This is a genomic window from Cellulophaga sp. BC115SP (genome assembly GCF_009905545.1).
GTDB lineage: Bacteria > Bacteroidota > Bacteroidia > Cytophagales > Spirosomataceae > Flectobacillus > Flectobacillus rivi.
Map to the genome: position 1 here is coordinate 21,772 of NZ_JAAALB010000026.1, position 15,579 is coordinate 37,350.

Consider the following 15,579-nt stretch of genomic DNA (forward strand, 5'->3'; position numbering starts at 1 on the left):
AGCGCCACTTTGAATTTTTAACAAACAAAAAACATATTATTATGTACGAGATTCTAGTAACTTCTCACTCTTACCTTCGTTGGCTTGTGTTAATGTTGGGTTTGGCTACAACGATTAGTGCCATTATGGGCAAAACTTCAAAAGCTCAGTTTTCAGATGGTGATCGTAAATTGGGTCTTTTCTTTATGATTTCATGCCACACACAATTGTTACTAGGCTTAGTTCTTTACTTTGTGAGCCCATTTGGTGCCAAAGCATTTGAAATGGGTATGAAGGAAGTAATGGGTAATGCTTTTTATCGTAAAATCGCTGTTGAGCACGTATTTACAATGATTATCGCAATCGTTTTGATTACGGTTGGTCATTCAAAAAATAAGCGCGAAACAAGCGATGCAAAAAGATTTAACAACGCATTGATTTTCTTTGGATTAGGCTTACTATTGATTTTGGCTGGTATTCCTTGGAACAAAGCGGTTTAGGAATTAAGTATTTGTAATTGCATTATTGCGCTCTAGGCTCTAAGCTGTGATACTTTTCAGTTTTTGGCAGCCTATAGAGGGTAAAATTAATTTTGCCCACCAACTAGACATTCTTTAAAAAAGGCTTATCAGATATTGCTGATGAGCCTTTTTTTTACCTTTCAATCAAATTTGAAGATTTATCAGGAATAAAAGTTTGAAAAGTAGTTATTATTTGTAATTTTTATTAAAAAAAATATTCGATAAATTATATAAAAACCTATTGAGGATTCTTCTTTGATTTTGAAAACACATCAATTGACCATTTTTATATAAAACTGATTAACTTTGTAAGGATATGAATAAGTGTATTTTTTTAGATAGAGATGGTGTTTTGAACGTAGATAGAGTGGACTACGTTTATCGCATCGAAGATTTGATTATTCCCGAAGGAACAGTAGAAGCGTTGGAGCGTTTGAAGGCTGCGGGCTACTTGTTGATTGTCATTACAAACCAATCAGGTATTGCGAAGGGTATCTACACACGCGATGATGTATGGATGTGCCATAATTACTTCCAAGAGCAATGTGGACACTTATTGGATGATCTATATTTTTGCCCTCATCACGAAAACTTCAACTCAGCATCTCTTACTCGCAAGCCTGGCTCATTGATGATCGAAAAGGCTATTGCGAAATACCAAATTGATCCAGACCAATCTTGGATGATTGGCGATGCACATCGCGACATTAAAGCGGGGCATCGTGCGGGTGTAAAAACGATACATTTAACCGAAAAACCTGAAGAGTCATTTTCTGAAATTACCACAAATACTCTGTTGGAAGCAAGCCAGATTATTGTTCCAGCTTAGGATTTGACAATATATTCTAACAAAAAGAATCAATAGAGTGAATTGTGATTGAGTGATTATTTAAAATTAGTATTCACAATGTAGGTACGTAATGCTTTGCGTCTAAATCTCTATCGTTATAACATCAAAAAAGCGGTCGAAAATAACTTTTTCGACCGCTTTTTTGATGAGATTAGAGTATTAACATTTAAGATGATTTATGGTGCTTAGAACGCTACAACCTTATTTGCGTTTCTTACGGTCATTACCATGCTTGTTATCTTTACCACCTTTATAGTCTTTTTTCCTATTATCTCTACCTCTAGAGTCAGATTTTGATCTGTGACGAGAATTAAAGCGTTCTTTGTCTTTTTTACCACCACCACGGCTTTCATTAGCTCCTGCTAGCAATAAATCCATCGTTCTACGAGCTAAATTACATTCTTTTACTCTTACCTGAACTTTATCGCCAAAAGTATATACTTTACCGTTGCGCTGACCTACAATACGGAAGTTGTCTCTGTCAAAATCATAGAAATCATCTTTCAAGTCAACCATACGAACGATACCTTCTGATGCAGTTTCGGTAATTTCTACAAAAATACCGAACTCGGTTACACCCGAAATAATACCATCCCAAACACGCTCTTCTTCCATCATACTCATGTATTCTACTTGCTTGTATTTGATTGAAGCGCGTTCGGCTTCACTCGCAAGTTTTTCCATTTCAGAAGAATGTTTACATCTTACCTCCCAAGCAGCTCTTTCGAGTGGATCACCGCCGTCAAGATAATGTTGTAGCATACGATGCGCCATCATGTCAGGATAACGGCGAATTGGTGACGTAAAATGTGAGTAGAACGGAAATGCCAAACCAAAGTGACCAATAGGATCGGTGCTATATTTGGCTTTTGACATGGTACGTACTGCCAAGCTCTCCAAGATATTTTGCTCTGGTTTTCCTTCAATACCTTCCATCAGTTGATTGAAAGAACTACTGATTTGTGCGGCTTCTGTGGCTACCGAATAACCAAACTTCTTGGCAAAGGTAGAAAACGTGCGAAGCTTTTCGGGGTCTGGTGCTTCGTGGATACGATACACCATGGTATTGCGAGGCTCTTTTTTACGAAGTTTATACACATACTCAGCCACACGCTTGTTGGCTAATAGCATGAATTCTTCGATAAGTTTGTGAGTATCTTTACGGATTTTTTGGTAGATACCTAATGGTTTACCATTTTCGTCCAACTTGAATTTTACTTCAACTGTTTCAAAGTTTACCGCGCCGTTAGCAAAACGCTCGGCACGAAGAATATGCGCTAGGTTATTCAAAACCGTCAATTCATGCAAAAACGGAACTTCTGGCGTAGTAGGTTCTTCTACTTTTTTCTTACGGCCACGTTTAGGTTTTACTTCTTCTGCGGGTGTCGCAACGTCTGTAGTTTCGTTGACAGTAACTGGCGCTTCGGCAGGAGGATTATTTAGATCTAATACTTCTTGTGCCTCTTCATAAGAAAAACGCTTATCAGAGTGAATGACTGTGCGACCAAACCATTCGTTTTTGATTTTACCTTTTGATGTAATTTCGAAAATGGCCGAAAAAGTCAGTTTGTCCTCATTAGGACGTAAAGAACACAAGCCATTCGAAAGTTTTTCAGGAAGCATTGGTACTACTCTATCCACCAAATACACTGATGTGGCACGCTTGAATGCTTCTTGCTCCAAAATGGTATTGGGTTGAACATAATGCGTTACATCGGCAATGTGGATACCGATTTGATAATTACCGTTTTCGAGTTGTTCAAAACTCAAGGCATCATCAAAATCTTTGGCATCTATTGGGTCAATAGTGAAGGTGGTAATGCCACGCATATCTTTGCGTTTGGCAATTTCTGCTTCAGGAATTTTCTCTGAAATATCTTCGGCTTCTTGTTCGACACCTTCAGGAAAATGGTATGGCAAACCGAATTCGGCTAAAATAGCATGCATTTCGGTATTGTTTTCGCCAGCTTTACCTAATACTTCCTGAATAACACCTTCCATTTTACGTTCGCCAAGAGGCCATTTGGTGATTTTTACAATCACTTTATCGCCATGCTTTACATCTTTAAGTGCTTCTCTTGGCACAAAAATGTCTTGGTACAAACGCTTAGAATCTGGTGTTACAAAAGCATAATTAGGTAGTAATTCGATAGTCCCTACAATTTCGGAGCGACCATGTTCTAGAATTTCTACAACTTCCCCTTCGGCACGGTCAGAACCTTTTTTACGTTTTGCCGAAATCAATACTTTGACAATATCGCCATCGATAGCTCCATTGAGGTCTTGGTTTGAAATCCAAACATCATCTTCACGACCCTCTACTACCACAAATGCAAATCGGGCATTGACATGGTCTACTTTCCCTGTCACAAACTCAGTGACACGGTCTATGATATAATTGCCGTCTTTTTGACGAATCAGTTTTTTGTCTTTAGTTAGTACTTCAACTAGTGTAGCAAAAAGTTCTTTTGTACTGCGGTCACGAACGGCAAAGGCTTTGTGAACTTGATTGAGCGACCAGCTACGGTCGTCGTTTAGTTCGAAAAATGATAAGATTTCATTTTTTACAGATTCGCGAAATCTTTCTTCTTTGCTATTTTTTTGTTTAGTCATTGATATATAATTACCTTTTATTCAAAGAAAAGGATTGTTTCAGTTATAAAATGAGAAATAATGTGTGGTGGCTGAGTTGTGCTTGGTAGTATTTGCCAATAAAATGTAAATGCTTTATGTGATTGCCATTAGCCACTATTTTGTATGAGCTAAAATGATACCAATAAGTAGATGGTGGATTTGAGAATGTGTATTTCGGTGGTGAAAAGCCCGAAATTTTTAACTTCTATTGTATGAATTGCTAGTTTTCAAATAATAAATCACAAAGTCACTCTAATACTAATTCGCTCAATACTTACACGAACAGTTCTAAATTACGATTATTCTTGTATATATGACAATATTTATAAGAATTTGGTTTACTCTGGTGCCAATAAAGAATGGTTCTATATTAGTAGCGTACGAAGGATTTCAAACTATTTTGGATTTGGGATGTTGAATTTCGGAAGTGTAAGCCACGTCTTTGAGTCATATTTTACAAAAAACTAAAGTAGGTTTTTATATTTCCGAAATCAGCAATAATTTCAAATCCTTCGTATCGTCCTAATGCCTATGGCTTATAACCTAAAGCATATTATTTTGAAAGTTCTGTTGCGCGTTTTTGTGCAGCAAAGATACCTTCTTTTAAATTTTGAGCTAATAAGCCTTCCTCAAATCGCTTGAGGGCAGCTTCGGTAGTACCACCTTTTGACGCTACAGCCTTAATAAGTTCGTCGAGGCTCTTTTCTGCATTGTTGATAAGGTGAAATGATCCCAACATCGTTTGTTTTACCAATAATGCCGCCATCGAGTCCTCAAAGCCCATTTCTTTACCTGCTTCAATCATAGCTTTTACCAAATAGAAGAAATAAGCAGGACCGCTACCCGATAAAGCTGTTACAGCATCGAGCAAAGATTCTTCTTCTAAGAACACCGCACGACCAGTAGAGTTAATCAAGTTTTCAACCTTCTTTAATTGGCTCAACGTAATGTCACCAGAGGCCGCAAAAGCAGTCATCCCCATTCCCAACAATGCAGGCGTGTTTGGCATAGCTCTTACAATAATTCGGTGATTGAGCGATTCTTGTATTTTATCGATAGAAATACCAGCCATGATACTCAAAATAATTTGGTTGGGCTGGATTACTTTTTTAAGTTCTTCAGAAACTGTTGGATAGTCTTGGGGCTTAACCGACAGGATGATTAAATCGTATTCTCCGACTTTAGGAGAAATCGTATCTACTACAACACCTGCTTTTTCTGACTGAAGCGCTTCGGCTCTGGCAGCATTTTTTTCGATTAAGAATAGGTTTTCTTTTTTTACTAAATCATATTGAATAAAAGATTTGGCAAATGCCATTCCCATATTCCCCGCTCCAACAATAGCTACTTTCATGATGGTTTGTTTTTGGTCAAAAATTAATTAAAATGATTATAAATTTGGTTATCAGCTGAATTTCAGTTTTGTGAAACAAAATTACAACAAAAAACCTGACAGTATTGATAAAATATTGTCAGGTTGATGGTTGCCTTATGGGCGAAGTATATGTTACTAAAATTAATCTTTGAAGATTTCTTCTAGCTTTTTCTCTAATTCTGCTGAGCTACCTGTGTATTTGGCAATTACTTTTCCTTCTTTATCTATTAAAAATTGCGCAGGAATAGCGCTCACGCCATAGGCTGCTGCTGCAATGCTATTCCAATATTGAAGGTCGGATACTTGTTGCCAAACCAGCCCGTCTTTTTCAATGGCACGAACCCAAGCTGTTTTTTCTTGGTCGAGGCTCACGCCCAAAATATCAAATCCCTTAGCATGAAAACGGTTATAAATTCTTACAATGTTAGGGTTTTCACGACGACAAGGTCCACACCAGCTTGCCCAAAAATCAATCAATACATATTTGCCACGCATTGATGAAAGCGTAACCAAACTATCAGAAGGTGTTTTTAAGGAAATCTCTGGAGCTTCAGAACCGATAGCAACACCTTTCATTCTTTTGATTTGTTCCAAAAAAGATTTGATATGTGGGTTAGGAGAATTAGCTTTTTCCTTTTTGAATGTATCAGCTACCTTTTCCAATAAATCCATATCTGTTTCTGGGTTTAGGAAATTGCCTGCTGTCCAAAGTGCCACCAACTCAGAACCCATATCAGGAATCATCGCTTTGATTTTGCCTACAGTGATTTGTTGTGCATTTTGAAATTCATTTTGGATTTTCTGCAAAGTTGCGTCGTCCTTTTTCTCCGTTGCAATGGTTACTTGTTTGTTCCAACCTTCAACCTTGGTTTGTAACTCTTGGTTAATTTTGATGATTTGGTTGAAATACTGGATATTCTTCGATTCACCTTTGATTTGGAATTTACCTCTTACTTGAGGTGTATCCATACCATCGGCAACAACTTCTACTTTTTCGCCTCCTTCAAGAATCAAGAGTAATTTCTGACTCAAAGGCATATTGAAAAAGTTAATCAAATAATAGCCACCACCCTCAGCAATGGGCGAATTGAACTTGAAATTATGAGCGGCATCTACATTGGCAGAGTCGATATTAACAGCCGTACCACGACCATTAATCATTTGAAGATAGACTTTTTTGTCAGGAACTACATTTTGAACTTTTCCTGTGATTTGAGCTTTTTTTGTGGCTGTGGTTTGTGCTACCATCGAGAATCCAAGCAAAACACTAAGGATACTCAAGATTGATTTTTTCATAAATAAAGCGGTAACTGATAAAAGGGTAAAAGGCATTTATTAGACGTTTTACAAAAATAGAATCGTAATGAATGTCTAATAAATGCCTTCAGAATAATTGAGCTGTTGGCGATAGGCTTTCAGCAAGTGATTCCAGAATCATTTGCATTGAATGACATCGAATACTTGGTTTATTCGACAGCCTTTTCCCTATGCGCTCTTATTAAAGCGAGTCGAGTGTTTTTTGTAAAAGTGCGGTAGTAACTTTTGGATCGGCTGAACCTTTTGATTTTTTCATAATGTCGCCCATAAACATGCCCAAAAGCCCTTTTTTGCCGTTTTTATACTCTTTTACTTTGGCTGGATTGGCTGCCAAAACCTCATCAATTAACGACTGAAGCGTGTCGGTATTGCTTTGTTGAATCAAATTCTTTGCTTCAGCAATCTGAAGTGGACTAGCCGACGTATCTGTTACCATCACAGGGAAAATCTGTTGCGAGGCGGTTGAGGTACTCACTTTCCCTTCATCTACAAGGTTAATCAGCTGTGCTAACTTTTCAGGAGTAATGGTTAACTGCTCAATTTCCAAATGATTGTCATTGAGATATGATTTTACCGTACCCATAATCCAGTTTGAAGCCGCTTTGTAGTTTTTGGTAAACTGACAAGTTGCGTCAAAATATTCGGCTACCTCACGGCTATCTGTTAATACACCTGCGTCATAATCTGGCAAGCCATAAGTTTTAGTAAACTTCTCGAAAAGCTCCCAAGGTAAAGCAGGCATTTGAGCTTTTACTTGGTTCAATAACTCTTCCGAAATATGTAGAGGTACCAAGTCTGGTTCAGGGAAATAACGATAATCGTTCATTGATTCCTTTTCACGCATACCCGAAGTACGTCCAGTAGCAGGGTCGAAGTTACGCGTTTCCTGAATGATTTTTTCACCAGCTTCAACGGCCTCTATCTGACGAACTACCTCATAATCAATTGCTTTTTGAATAAAGCGAATCGAGTTCATGTTTTTGATTTCAACTTTTGTACCAAAAACTTTACTGCCGACTGGCATCACAGAGATATTGACATCGCAACGCAATGAACCTTCTTCCATGTTACCATCGCAAATATGCAGGTATCTTACAAGCTTGCGAACCTCGGTCATAAATTGAGCAGCCTCTTCCGATGACTTGATTTCTGGTTCTGTTACCATTTCAACCAAAGGCGTACCAGCACGGTTGTAGTCAATAAGACTGTCGCTCGAACCCTCGGCATGAAGAGATTTTCCTGCATCTTCTTCCAAGTGAATATGGTGGAATCGTACGACTTTTTCACCTGTAGATAATTTCACTTTTACGCCACCACCAATACAAATGGGGGTTTTGTCTTGTGTAATCTGATACCCTTTTGGAAGGTCAGGATAGAAATAGTTTTTGCGGTCAAAATATTGATATTCAGATATTTTTGAGCCAGCAGCAAAGCCCATTTTGATAGCGTACTCAACCGCTTTACGATTAAGTTTTGGCAAAGTTCCTGGGTGTCCCAGCGTAATGGGAGAAATATGGGTATTGGGCGCAGCTCCAAAAGAGGCAGAGTCTGCTGCAAAAATTTTACTCTCGGTTTGAAGTTGAGCGTGTACCTCTAGGCCAATAACAACTTCATATTTGTTTCTAATTTCTTGGTTCACAGAATATTAATTTCAGTTTGAGGCAAGAATCTTCTGTATTTTTGTAAAAAAGTTTCTGCCTTGTGGAACAATCGTCTACAAAGATAGTAAAAAGCATGGCTCGGTATAACCAGCAAGGCTAAGTGATTGGAAATTTGATGGTTTTCAAAAAATAAATCATCCTATTCCAACCTTTTAAGTCAAGAAAAGCTCTTTGTAGTAAAATGTTCAAAAAACACATTTTTATAATGCCTTAAGGCGTTGTATGTATTGTCCGTAAGCTTATAAACACATTGAATACATTGGAACTTGAAAAAGACCTCATAAACGCTTGTTTGCAAAACGACCGCATTGCACAGCGAAAGCTCTATCAGGCTTACGCATCGCGTATGTTGGTGGTATGCTCACGCTATGCACAAAGCAAGGCCGAAGCGGAGGATATTCTTCAAGAAGCTTTTATTAAGATATTTCAAAACTTGGCTAGTTTTAGAGGTGAAAGTACGATTGGCGCATGGATTAAAAGAATTGTTATCAATACGGCCATTAAGCATATTCGTTCACAACAGCCTTGGCAGGATATGTCGGATGTTGCTGAATTTGAAAACCATTTTTCGGACAAAGGCACGAGTATCGAAGGAATTCATTTTCAGGAATTGTTGGCCATGATTCATAAATTACCGAAGGGCTGTCAAACCGTATTTAACTTGTATGCTATTGAAGGATATCAGCACCACGAAATTGCTGAAATGTTAGGTATTTCGGAAGGAACATCAAAGTCGCAATATTCGCGCGCTAAGCAATTATTGCAAGCACAACTTTCGTATGATAAAGTAGGATAAAGCACAAATGAAATAATATGACAAAATCTTTACTGATAAAATCACTATAATGGATAATTCATCACACAATTCTTTTGAGGACCAATGGCGTGACGCCTTCGATGATGCCTCTATGACCCCATCCGACTGGGTATGGGATGGCATAGAAGCGTCCTTGGAGCAGTCTGCTCCTTCGTCGTCCGCACCAGAAGCGAGTGGTGGGATGGCCAAAGGTAGCCTTGGGCTTTATTCTGCTGGACTAGCAGTAGTGGTGTTGGTTGGTGCATGGTTATTGAAGCCTGAAGATGATAGCACTAAAGACTTGCCTGAGCAGCCGAGTGTTCATCAACAAGCAGTCGTAAAGCCTGTTCGCACTCCAGAAAAAAAACAGGATGAAAATTACGTAGTAGTTGAGAAAAATATGGAGCCTGCAACCCCAAGTATCAGGCAAGAGGAGGCTCCAACTGCATCGCAACCGATATTAGTAGAAGAACTTGTGAAAAAGTCGGTAGTTGATTCTATTAATTTTATATCACCAACCACTACCAAAGAGATACCTGTAGCTCATGATGGATTACAAGTAAATCATAGAGTGATGGAACCAACAGTTCCTTCCATCCAGACGCCCTATTTTGAGCCACAACCACCCGTTCCTGTCAAAACACAGAAAAAGGGCTTTTTGAAAAATGTTAAAATAACAGTCGGCGCAGGGGTATACCAAAGACCTTAAAATGTCGTGTACGAAGGATTTCAGGCTATTTCGGATATCGGATGTTGGATTTCGGAAGTGTAAGCTTCTGTATTTTGTAAAAAATAAATAGGATTTTCTTTACTTCCGAAATCAGAAATCCCAAATCCGCAATAGTTGGAAATCCTTCGTATATCCCTAACTCCGCATTAGTACTGTACGAAGGATTATAAAAACTGTTTATTTCGGATATCGGATGTTGGATTTCGGAAGTATAATCTTCTATATTTTGCAAAAAACAAAGGTATTTTACTTTATTTCCGAAATCAGAAATCCCAAATCTGCAATAGTTTAAAATCCTTCGTACACCAGTAACTCCGCATTCTGAATTCAATACTCTTAACTTATCTTTCATTATATCTATGAAAAATCTACTCTTTTTATCAATCATATTAAGTGTTTTGGGTTGTGCTTCTAGCTCAAGTAGTGTTGTAGACTCAGAAGTGCTCAAAAATCAAACTATTGATTTGACCAAAAATAATTTGAGTGAATACATTGTTTTTGGAAATGTAGGCTTAGGATGGGGGTGTCGTACCTATGGACTGTATTTGTATGCAGGAGATCAATTGTTTGTTGATACAACTAGTGCCTACTGTAAAAATGCTGAAAATTATCGTTTTCAAGGCTATAAACTAGGTGCTACAGAAAAAGCTAAAGCTGAGCAAATTGTTCAGAAAATAAAAAACCATTTGAGCACGATTAAAGATGATGGTCAGGCTATTCAAACGATAGGTTGCCCTGGCTGTGCAGATGGAGGGATGTTATATGTACAAGTTAAAACTAGTCAATCCTTGAAAGCATGGCGATTGGATGACATGATTGATACTCATCAGAAATTAATTGTTGAAGTGGCAACGATTAAACGTTAGTATAAACCTCAAAACTGTAATAAACTACAAACAAATTAACATTATGAAAAGGTTATTAATATTTGCCCTCTCGGGGTTACTATTATGGAGTTGTTCTAAAGGAGGAATAGGAGGGGATGGCTTGTCAGAAGAGGAAATGGATTATCAAAAATTAACCCAAATGGGGGCTGAGATTAAAGATTATGCTAAAAACAAAGCATGTGCTGGCGACGAATGCCGTGTAATGTCGATGGGCTCTAAGGCTTGCGGTGGTCCAACACAATTTATTGTGTACTCGGTCGGAAAGGTAGATGAGAAAGTTTTGACTCAAAAAATCAATAGTTATACCGAATACGAACGTCAACTTAATATCAAATATAGTCGAATATCAGATTGTGCCATGATTGCTATTCCAACAGTAGACTGTGTGAATGGGTTATGTGTAACAAAATAATAGAAGCTTTATCCCTAATTGAGTGATTATTTTAAGATTTGTATTCTAGCGGTAAAGGCGCAAACACTGCGTGTAAAATCAAGTGGTATTTAGTAAGATTACACATAATTCATCCTGAATTTTGTAACTAGGATGGTTTTACAATTCTTCATTAAAAAAGCGGTCGAAAAATAATTTTCGACCGCTTTTTTGCTATTAGTATGCTATATCTGACTCGGATTAAGACGCAAAGAGTTGCATCTCAATAGTTGGAATACAAATTTTAGAAGAATCAATCACTAATTCACTCAATTAGAAGGATGATACTTCTAACACGAACAACTTGCTTTTGCTTTCCAATTGACATAATAAGCAGAAGCAATCAAAATCGCACCAACGAAGCCTGTCAAAAATTCGTATTGCTCGCCAGTCCATAAGAGTTCGATACCTTTTACAACTAAACTTCCAAGCAATAAGGTCAAAGGAACAATAGAATGGTGTTTGCGGTAGTCAGCAATCAATAAAGCGCCAGCCAAAGCAACACTTGCTCCAATAAACCAAATTTCCCAAGAATGATTGTGGAAAAGACTACTTCCCAAGTAAGGCAATACTGTCATCACCACAGGAGTAGCAATACAATGAATTGCACAGATGACAGAAAGATAGAATCCTACCTTCTCAATGGGTGTTTCGTTATGTGAATGTGAGTGATGCATAATTGTAATACTGTTGCAAAATTAATACAATGCAACAATATTGCAAACATCTACCTAAGGATATTTTGTTCCCGAGTAGTAAGTATTTTTTACTATTGATTTTAAATGAAAAACCTCTGTTCCTAATTGTGAATAGAAACAGAGGTTTTAAAAATGTCCTAATGATTAATTACGACCTTTGTAAGCTGGCTTGTCGATGCTCGTAGTACCGTAAGCAGGGCAGTTGTTTTTTCTGCCACAAGAAGTTGCCATTGCTACTACTGCCAACAAAACCAAAATAACTGAAGCTCTTTTCATGAGATATAATTTTATAAAGTTGATACCAATGATGTATTTGATAGATTTGGCCATTGAGAGGCATAATACTACAAAAATACAAATATCTCTCAAGCTTAAACTCTAATGTCCACAAAATTATTGTTCGATAAGAGACAGATTTTCAGCATGTTTTACTTCTTCTTGACTTAATACTGTTGCTTGAGCTTCGGCTTTTTCGGTAGAACCGTAGCCTAAAATGTTAAGCATACCATAGCTTTCTTGTGCTGAAGCAAACAGCTGTGTCGTAATAGTACCATCTTCCAGACGATCAACCAAGACGTGTTTTGGAGCAGGAATCAAGCAGTGTTGAATACCACCATAACCACCTAATGATTCTTGGTAGGCACCTGTATGGAAAAATCCAACATATTGACGCTCTTGACCTTCTTCAAAAATTGGCAAGTACAAATCTGAGCTATGAGCTTCGGTATTATAGAAGTCCATAGAGTCGCAAGTCAAACCACCTAAGTTTACTTTTTGATATGGCGAGCCCCAGTTGTTTACAGGAAGCATGATATATTTTTGGTTCATACCCCAAGAGTCAGGCAATTGAGTAATAAACGAACCATCAATCATGTACCATAATTCCTTGTCATTTTGGAGTTTTTGGTCAATGATTTCGTATAAAACAGCACCACTTTCGCCTACTGTGTAAGAACCAAATTCTGTAAAGATATTTGGAACAGGGACGTTATTTTTGTTACAAATCCATGAAATAGATTCCACGATTTCATCAATCATTGCTTGGTAATCGTAATTAAATTGCAATGAAGTTTGAATCGGTAAACCACCACCCAAGTCGATAGAATCTAAATCTGGGCAGATTTTTTTCATTTCACAATATTTGTAAATAAAGCGGCTCAATTCAGACCAATAGTAAGCACTGTCTTTAATACCAGTATTGATAAAGAAGTGCAACATTTTGAGCTTATACTTGCTGCTGTTCTGAATTTTGTTTTTATACAAATCCATTACATCAGAATAGCGAAGTCCCAAACGTGAAGTATAGAAAGCAAAATCTGGCTCTTCATCAGTGGCAATACGGATACCCAAATTGACAGTCTCGGCAGTTACTGATTTATCATAAAAATCAATTTCTTTAAGATTGTCCAAAATAGGAATACAATTAAAGCCCTCATTGATTAACTCGCTGATATATTGAGTATATAAAGGCAACTTGTAGCCATTGCAAAGAATGTAAGTAGATTTTGAAATCTTACCTTCATCATATAGCTTGCGAATAATAGGAATATCGTAAGAAGAGGATGTTTCGAGGTGAACATTATGACTCAGAACCTCTTCGACCACAAATCTAAAATGCGAAGACTTTGTACAGTAACAATACGTATAATTTCCCTTGTAATTGTACTTCTTAATAGCATTCTTAAACATGCGCTTGGCATTTTCGATATGCTCACCAATTTTTGGTAAATACGTGATTTTCAGGGGAGTCCCGTATTGTTTTATGATGTCCATCAACGGTACGTTGTTGAACATTAATTCGTTGTTTTCGTCAATGTTAAACTCAAGAGTTGGAAACTCAATCGTCTGGTCAATGAGGTCAATGTAATTTTTCATCCTACTGCGAAAAGCATAAAGCGAGTTTTTATGTTCGAAATTATTTAAGTTTGTGAGTATTCGTCCTAAGAAACGAAAACCGCAAGAAATTTTACTAACGAAAATCGACTTGCGGAGTTTACTCATAAAAAACGTGCAAAAGTGCAATAAAAGTATGACCTTTGCAAGAATCTAATTTGGATTTATTTTTATTTCACAATTTGATAAAATCATTCTGTCAAATTATTTGATTATCAAAGAGTTGTATCGATAAATAATTCAAGTGAGTAATATGTGAATTTTCTTGAAAATGATTCATTATCAGTTAGTTAGTTTCTTGGAAAAGTCATAGCAAATCCAAAACCACAATCTTTTTAACGAACAATGTTTTGAACTGGAAAGTTCGAGTTAAATTTTATGAAAAAAGTTCACTTTATCGCTATTGGGGGGGCAGCGATGCACAATTTGGCTATCGATCTGCATAATAATGGTTATTTAGTTACGGGTTCGGACGACGAAATATATGAGCCTTCACGTAGCTTATTAGCAGCTTGTGGCTTATTGCCTACCGAAACTGGTTGGTTCCCTGAGAAGATTTCAGAAGATTTGGACTGTGTAATTTTGGGTATGCATGCCAGAGTGGACAATCCTGAATTGTTGAAAGCTCAAGAATTAGGAGTGAAAATTTACTCATATCCTGAATTTATTTATCAAAATAGCCAAAATAAGCAAAGAGTGGTGATTGCTGGAAGTCACGGAAAAACTACGATTACATCGATGGTTTTACACGTATTGAAATTCCACAATCGCAAATTTGATTATTTGGTAGGGGCTCGTATCGAAGGTTTTGAGACTATGGCTAAACTTTCGGATGCTCCTGTGATTGTGATTGAAGGCGATGAATACTTATCATCACCCATTGATCGCCGTCCAAAATTTTTGCACTACCATCCGCACGTAGCTTTGATTTCGGGAATTGCTTGGGATCATATCAATGTATATCCTCAGTTTGATGATTATGTGCATCAGTTTGAACTGTTGGCGCAAGACTTACCAAAATCTGGTAGTTTGATTTATGACGAAACCGATTCGTTAGTAAACACTGTGGGTCAAAAAGAATATGCTGATATTCAGAAATATGCCTACAAAGCTCATCCAGCTGTGGTGAGAAATGGAAAGACTTTTTTACTATTACCTGATAAAAAAGAACTAGCAATTGAGGTATTTGGAGAACATAATCTCAAAAACCTCAACGGCGCACGTTTGATACTGAGCCAGATTGGTATCGGGGACGAGCAGTTTTATGAAGCAATTGCTTCGTTTAAAGGAGCTGCCAAGCGTTTAGAGCTAGTAGGACAAAACGATGAAACGGTGTTTTATCGTGATTTTGCTCATGCACCATCTAAGGTGGAGGCGACAACCAAAGCGCTCAAAGGACAGTTTCCCAACCGTCATTTGGTAGCTTGCTTGGAGTTACACACTTTTAGTAGTTTGAACAAAAACTTCTTGAAAGAGTATGCTCACAAGTTGGACGGAGCTGATACCGCAGTTGTATATTTCAGTCCTAAAACCCTTGAACACAAAAAGATGCCAGCGCTTAGTGTAGAAGAAGTCAAAGCAAATTTTGCGAACAGCAATCTCGAAGTATTTACTGATAACCAGTCTCTGAAGACATTCCTTTTGAGTAAGCGATGGCGCGGCTCAAACTTACTGATGATGTCGTCGGGGACCTTTGATGGTCTGGATTTCAAAGAATTATCTAGTCAAATACTTTCGTAAAATTATGGTACAGTTCGGGAAGATGAACCTTGTGTTCACTTGCTGTACATATTGAACTTTTATACAAT

The 15,579-nt window shown here is 37.5% G+C and carries 15 protein-coding genes; 7 read left to right on the forward strand and 8 right to left on the reverse strand.

What is annotated here, in order from left to right; translation table 11 throughout:
- The first annotated feature begins 41 nt into the window (after nucleotides 1-41).
- Together GVN22_RS17615 and GVN22_RS17620 are read left to right on the forward strand one after the other, a co-directional pair.
- Nucleotides 42-479, forward strand: a complete 438-nt coding sequence (locus tag GVN22_RS17615; RefSeq protein WP_095166143.1) for a hypothetical protein — start codon at nucleotides 42-44, stop codon at nucleotides 477-479.
- 337 nt (nucleotides 480-816) lie between these two features.
- Nucleotides 817-1,329, forward strand: a complete 513-nt coding sequence (locus GVN22_RS17620) for an HAD-IIIA family hydrolase (RefSeq protein ID WP_166552329.1) — start codon at nucleotides 817-819, stop codon at nucleotides 1,327-1,329.
- Between the two features lie 222 nt (nucleotides 1,330-1,551).
- On the opposite strand, the gene GVN22_RS17625 is transcribed toward GVN22_RS17620, so the two are convergent.
- The 4 genes from GVN22_RS17625 to gatB all read right to left on the reverse strand — a co-directional run bounded on the left by GVN22_RS17625 (nucleotide 1,552) and on the right by gatB (nucleotide 8,315).
- A complete protein-coding gene (locus GVN22_RS17625) occupies nucleotides 1,552-3,963 on the reverse strand; it encodes a ribonuclease R family protein (protein ID WP_166552330.1) in 2,412 nt (803 codons plus the stop codon).
- 574 nt (nucleotides 3,964-4,537) lie between these two features.
- Entirely contained in the window at nucleotides 4,538-5,338 is an 801-nt protein-coding gene (gene proC / locus GVN22_RS17630; RefSeq protein ID WP_095166149.1) for a pyrroline-5-carboxylate reductase, read from the reverse strand.
- A 162-nt stretch (nucleotides 5,339-5,500) separates the two neighbouring features.
- Nucleotides 5,501-6,655: a TlpA disulfide reductase family protein gene (locus GVN22_RS17635; protein ID WP_166552331.1), complete on the reverse strand. Its 1,155-nt coding sequence runs from the start codon at nucleotides 6,653-6,655 to the stop codon at nucleotides 5,501-5,503.
- Between the two features lie 202 nt (nucleotides 6,656-6,857).
- Nucleotides 6,858-8,315, reverse strand: a complete 1,458-nt coding sequence (gene gatB / locus GVN22_RS17640) for an Asp-tRNA(Asn)/Glu-tRNA(Gln) amidotransferase subunit GatB (RefSeq protein WP_166552332.1) — start codon at nucleotides 8,313-8,315, stop codon at nucleotides 6,858-6,860.
- 272 nt (nucleotides 8,316-8,587) lie between these two features.
- Between gatB and GVN22_RS17645 the strand changes: the two genes are divergently transcribed.
- Entirely contained in the window at nucleotides 8,588-9,133 is a 546-nt protein-coding gene (locus GVN22_RS17645) for an RNA polymerase sigma factor (protein ID WP_205690943.1), read from the forward strand.
- A 49-nt stretch (nucleotides 9,134-9,182) separates the two neighbouring features.
- The gene (locus tag GVN22_RS17650) at nucleotides 9,183-9,842 is read left to right on the forward strand and encodes a hypothetical protein (protein ID WP_166552333.1); all 660 of its coding nucleotides are present in this window, start codon (nucleotides 9,183-9,185) and stop codon (nucleotides 9,840-9,842) included.
- A gap of 25 nt (nucleotides 9,843-9,867) precedes the next feature.
- On the opposite strand, the gene GVN22_RS17655 is transcribed toward GVN22_RS17650, so the two are convergent.
- A complete protein-coding gene (locus GVN22_RS17655; RefSeq protein WP_166552334.1) occupies nucleotides 9,868-10,095 on the reverse strand; it encodes a hypothetical protein in 228 nt (75 codons plus the stop codon).
- 127 nt (nucleotides 10,096-10,222) lie between these two features.
- On the opposite strand from GVN22_RS17655, the gene GVN22_RS17660 reads away from it, so the two are divergent.
- Complete coding sequence (locus tag GVN22_RS17660; protein WP_166552335.1) at nucleotides 10,223-10,729, forward strand: hypothetical protein; 507 nt, start codon at nucleotides 10,223-10,225, stop codon at nucleotides 10,727-10,729.
- Nucleotides 10,730-10,772: 43 nt separating this feature from the next.
- The gene (locus GVN22_RS17665; RefSeq protein ID WP_166552336.1) at nucleotides 10,773-11,162 is read left to right on the forward strand and encodes a hypothetical protein; all 390 of its coding nucleotides are present in this window, start codon (nucleotides 10,773-10,775) and stop codon (nucleotides 11,160-11,162) included.
- A gap of 308 nt (nucleotides 11,163-11,470) precedes the next feature.
- On the opposite strand, the gene GVN22_RS17670 is transcribed toward GVN22_RS17665, so the two are convergent.
- The 3 genes from GVN22_RS17670 to GVN22_RS17675 form a co-directional block, all read right to left on the reverse strand.
- The gene (locus GVN22_RS17670) at nucleotides 11,471-11,857 is read right to left on the reverse strand and encodes a MerC domain-containing protein (RefSeq protein WP_166552337.1); all 387 of its coding nucleotides are present in this window, start codon (nucleotides 11,855-11,857) and stop codon (nucleotides 11,471-11,473) included.
- A gap of 165 nt (nucleotides 11,858-12,022) precedes the next feature.
- Entirely contained in the window at nucleotides 12,023-12,154 is a 132-nt protein-coding gene (locus GVN22_RS28100; protein ID WP_255406884.1) for a hypothetical protein, read from the reverse strand.
- Nucleotides 12,155-12,271: 117 nt separating this feature from the next.
- Nucleotides 12,272-13,753: an arginine decarboxylase gene (locus tag GVN22_RS17675; RefSeq protein ID WP_095166160.1), complete on the reverse strand. Its 1,482-nt coding sequence runs from the start codon at nucleotides 13,751-13,753 to the stop codon at nucleotides 12,272-12,274.
- Between the two features lie 396 nt (nucleotides 13,754-14,149).
- Here GVN22_RS17675 and murC point away from each other — a divergent pair, with 396 nt between their 5' ends.
- Nucleotides 14,150-15,511, forward strand: coding sequence for a UDP-N-acetylmuramate--L-alanine ligase (murC, locus tag GVN22_RS17680; protein WP_166552338.1), 1,362 nt, complete (start codon nucleotides 14,150-14,152; stop codon nucleotides 15,509-15,511).
- The last annotated feature ends 68 nt before the right edge of the window (nucleotides 15,512-15,579 follow it).

Excerpts from the sequence above, each read along its gene's own strand:
- GVN22_RS17615 (WP_095166143.1), top strand. The coding sequence starts at position 42 with ATGTACGAGATTCTAGTAACTTCTCACTCTTACCTTCGTTGGCTTGTG.
- GVN22_RS17620 (WP_166552329.1), top strand. The coding sequence starts at position 817 with ATGAATAAGTGTATTTTTTTAGATAGAGATGGTGTTTTGAACGTAGAT.
- GVN22_RS17625 (WP_166552330.1), bottom strand. The coding sequence starts at position 3,963 with ATGACTAAACAAAAAAATAGCAAAGAAGAAAGATTTCGCGAATCTGTA.
- proC (WP_095166149.1), bottom strand. The coding sequence starts at position 5,338 with ATGAAAGTAGCTATTGTTGGAGCGGGGAATATGGGAATGGCATTTGCC.
- GVN22_RS17635 (WP_166552331.1), bottom strand. The coding sequence starts at position 6,655 with ATGAAAAAATCAATCTTGAGTATCCTTAGTGTTTTGCTTGGATTCTCG.
- GVN22_RS17650 (WP_166552333.1), top strand. The coding sequence starts at position 9,183 with ATGGATAATTCATCACACAATTCTTTTGAGGACCAATGGCGTGACGCC.
- GVN22_RS17660 (WP_166552335.1), top strand. The coding sequence starts at position 10,223 with ATGAAAAATCTACTCTTTTTATCAATCATATTAAGTGTTTTGGGTTGT.
- GVN22_RS17665 (WP_166552336.1), top strand. The coding sequence starts at position 10,773 with ATGAAAAGGTTATTAATATTTGCCCTCTCGGGGTTACTATTATGGAGT.
- GVN22_RS17670 (WP_166552337.1), bottom strand. The coding sequence starts at position 11,857 with ATGCATCACTCACATTCACATAACGAAACACCCATTGAGAAGGTAGGA.
- GVN22_RS28100 (WP_255406884.1), bottom strand. The coding sequence starts at position 12,154 with ATGAAAAGAGCTTCAGTTATTTTGGTTTTGTTGGCAGTAGTAGCAATG.
- GVN22_RS17675 (WP_095166160.1), bottom strand. The coding sequence starts at position 13,753 with ATGAAAAATTACATTGACCTCATTGACCAGACGATTGAGTTTCCAACT.
- murC (WP_166552338.1), top strand. The coding sequence starts at position 14,150 with ATGAAAAAAGTTCACTTTATCGCTATTGGGGGGGCAGCGATGCACAAT.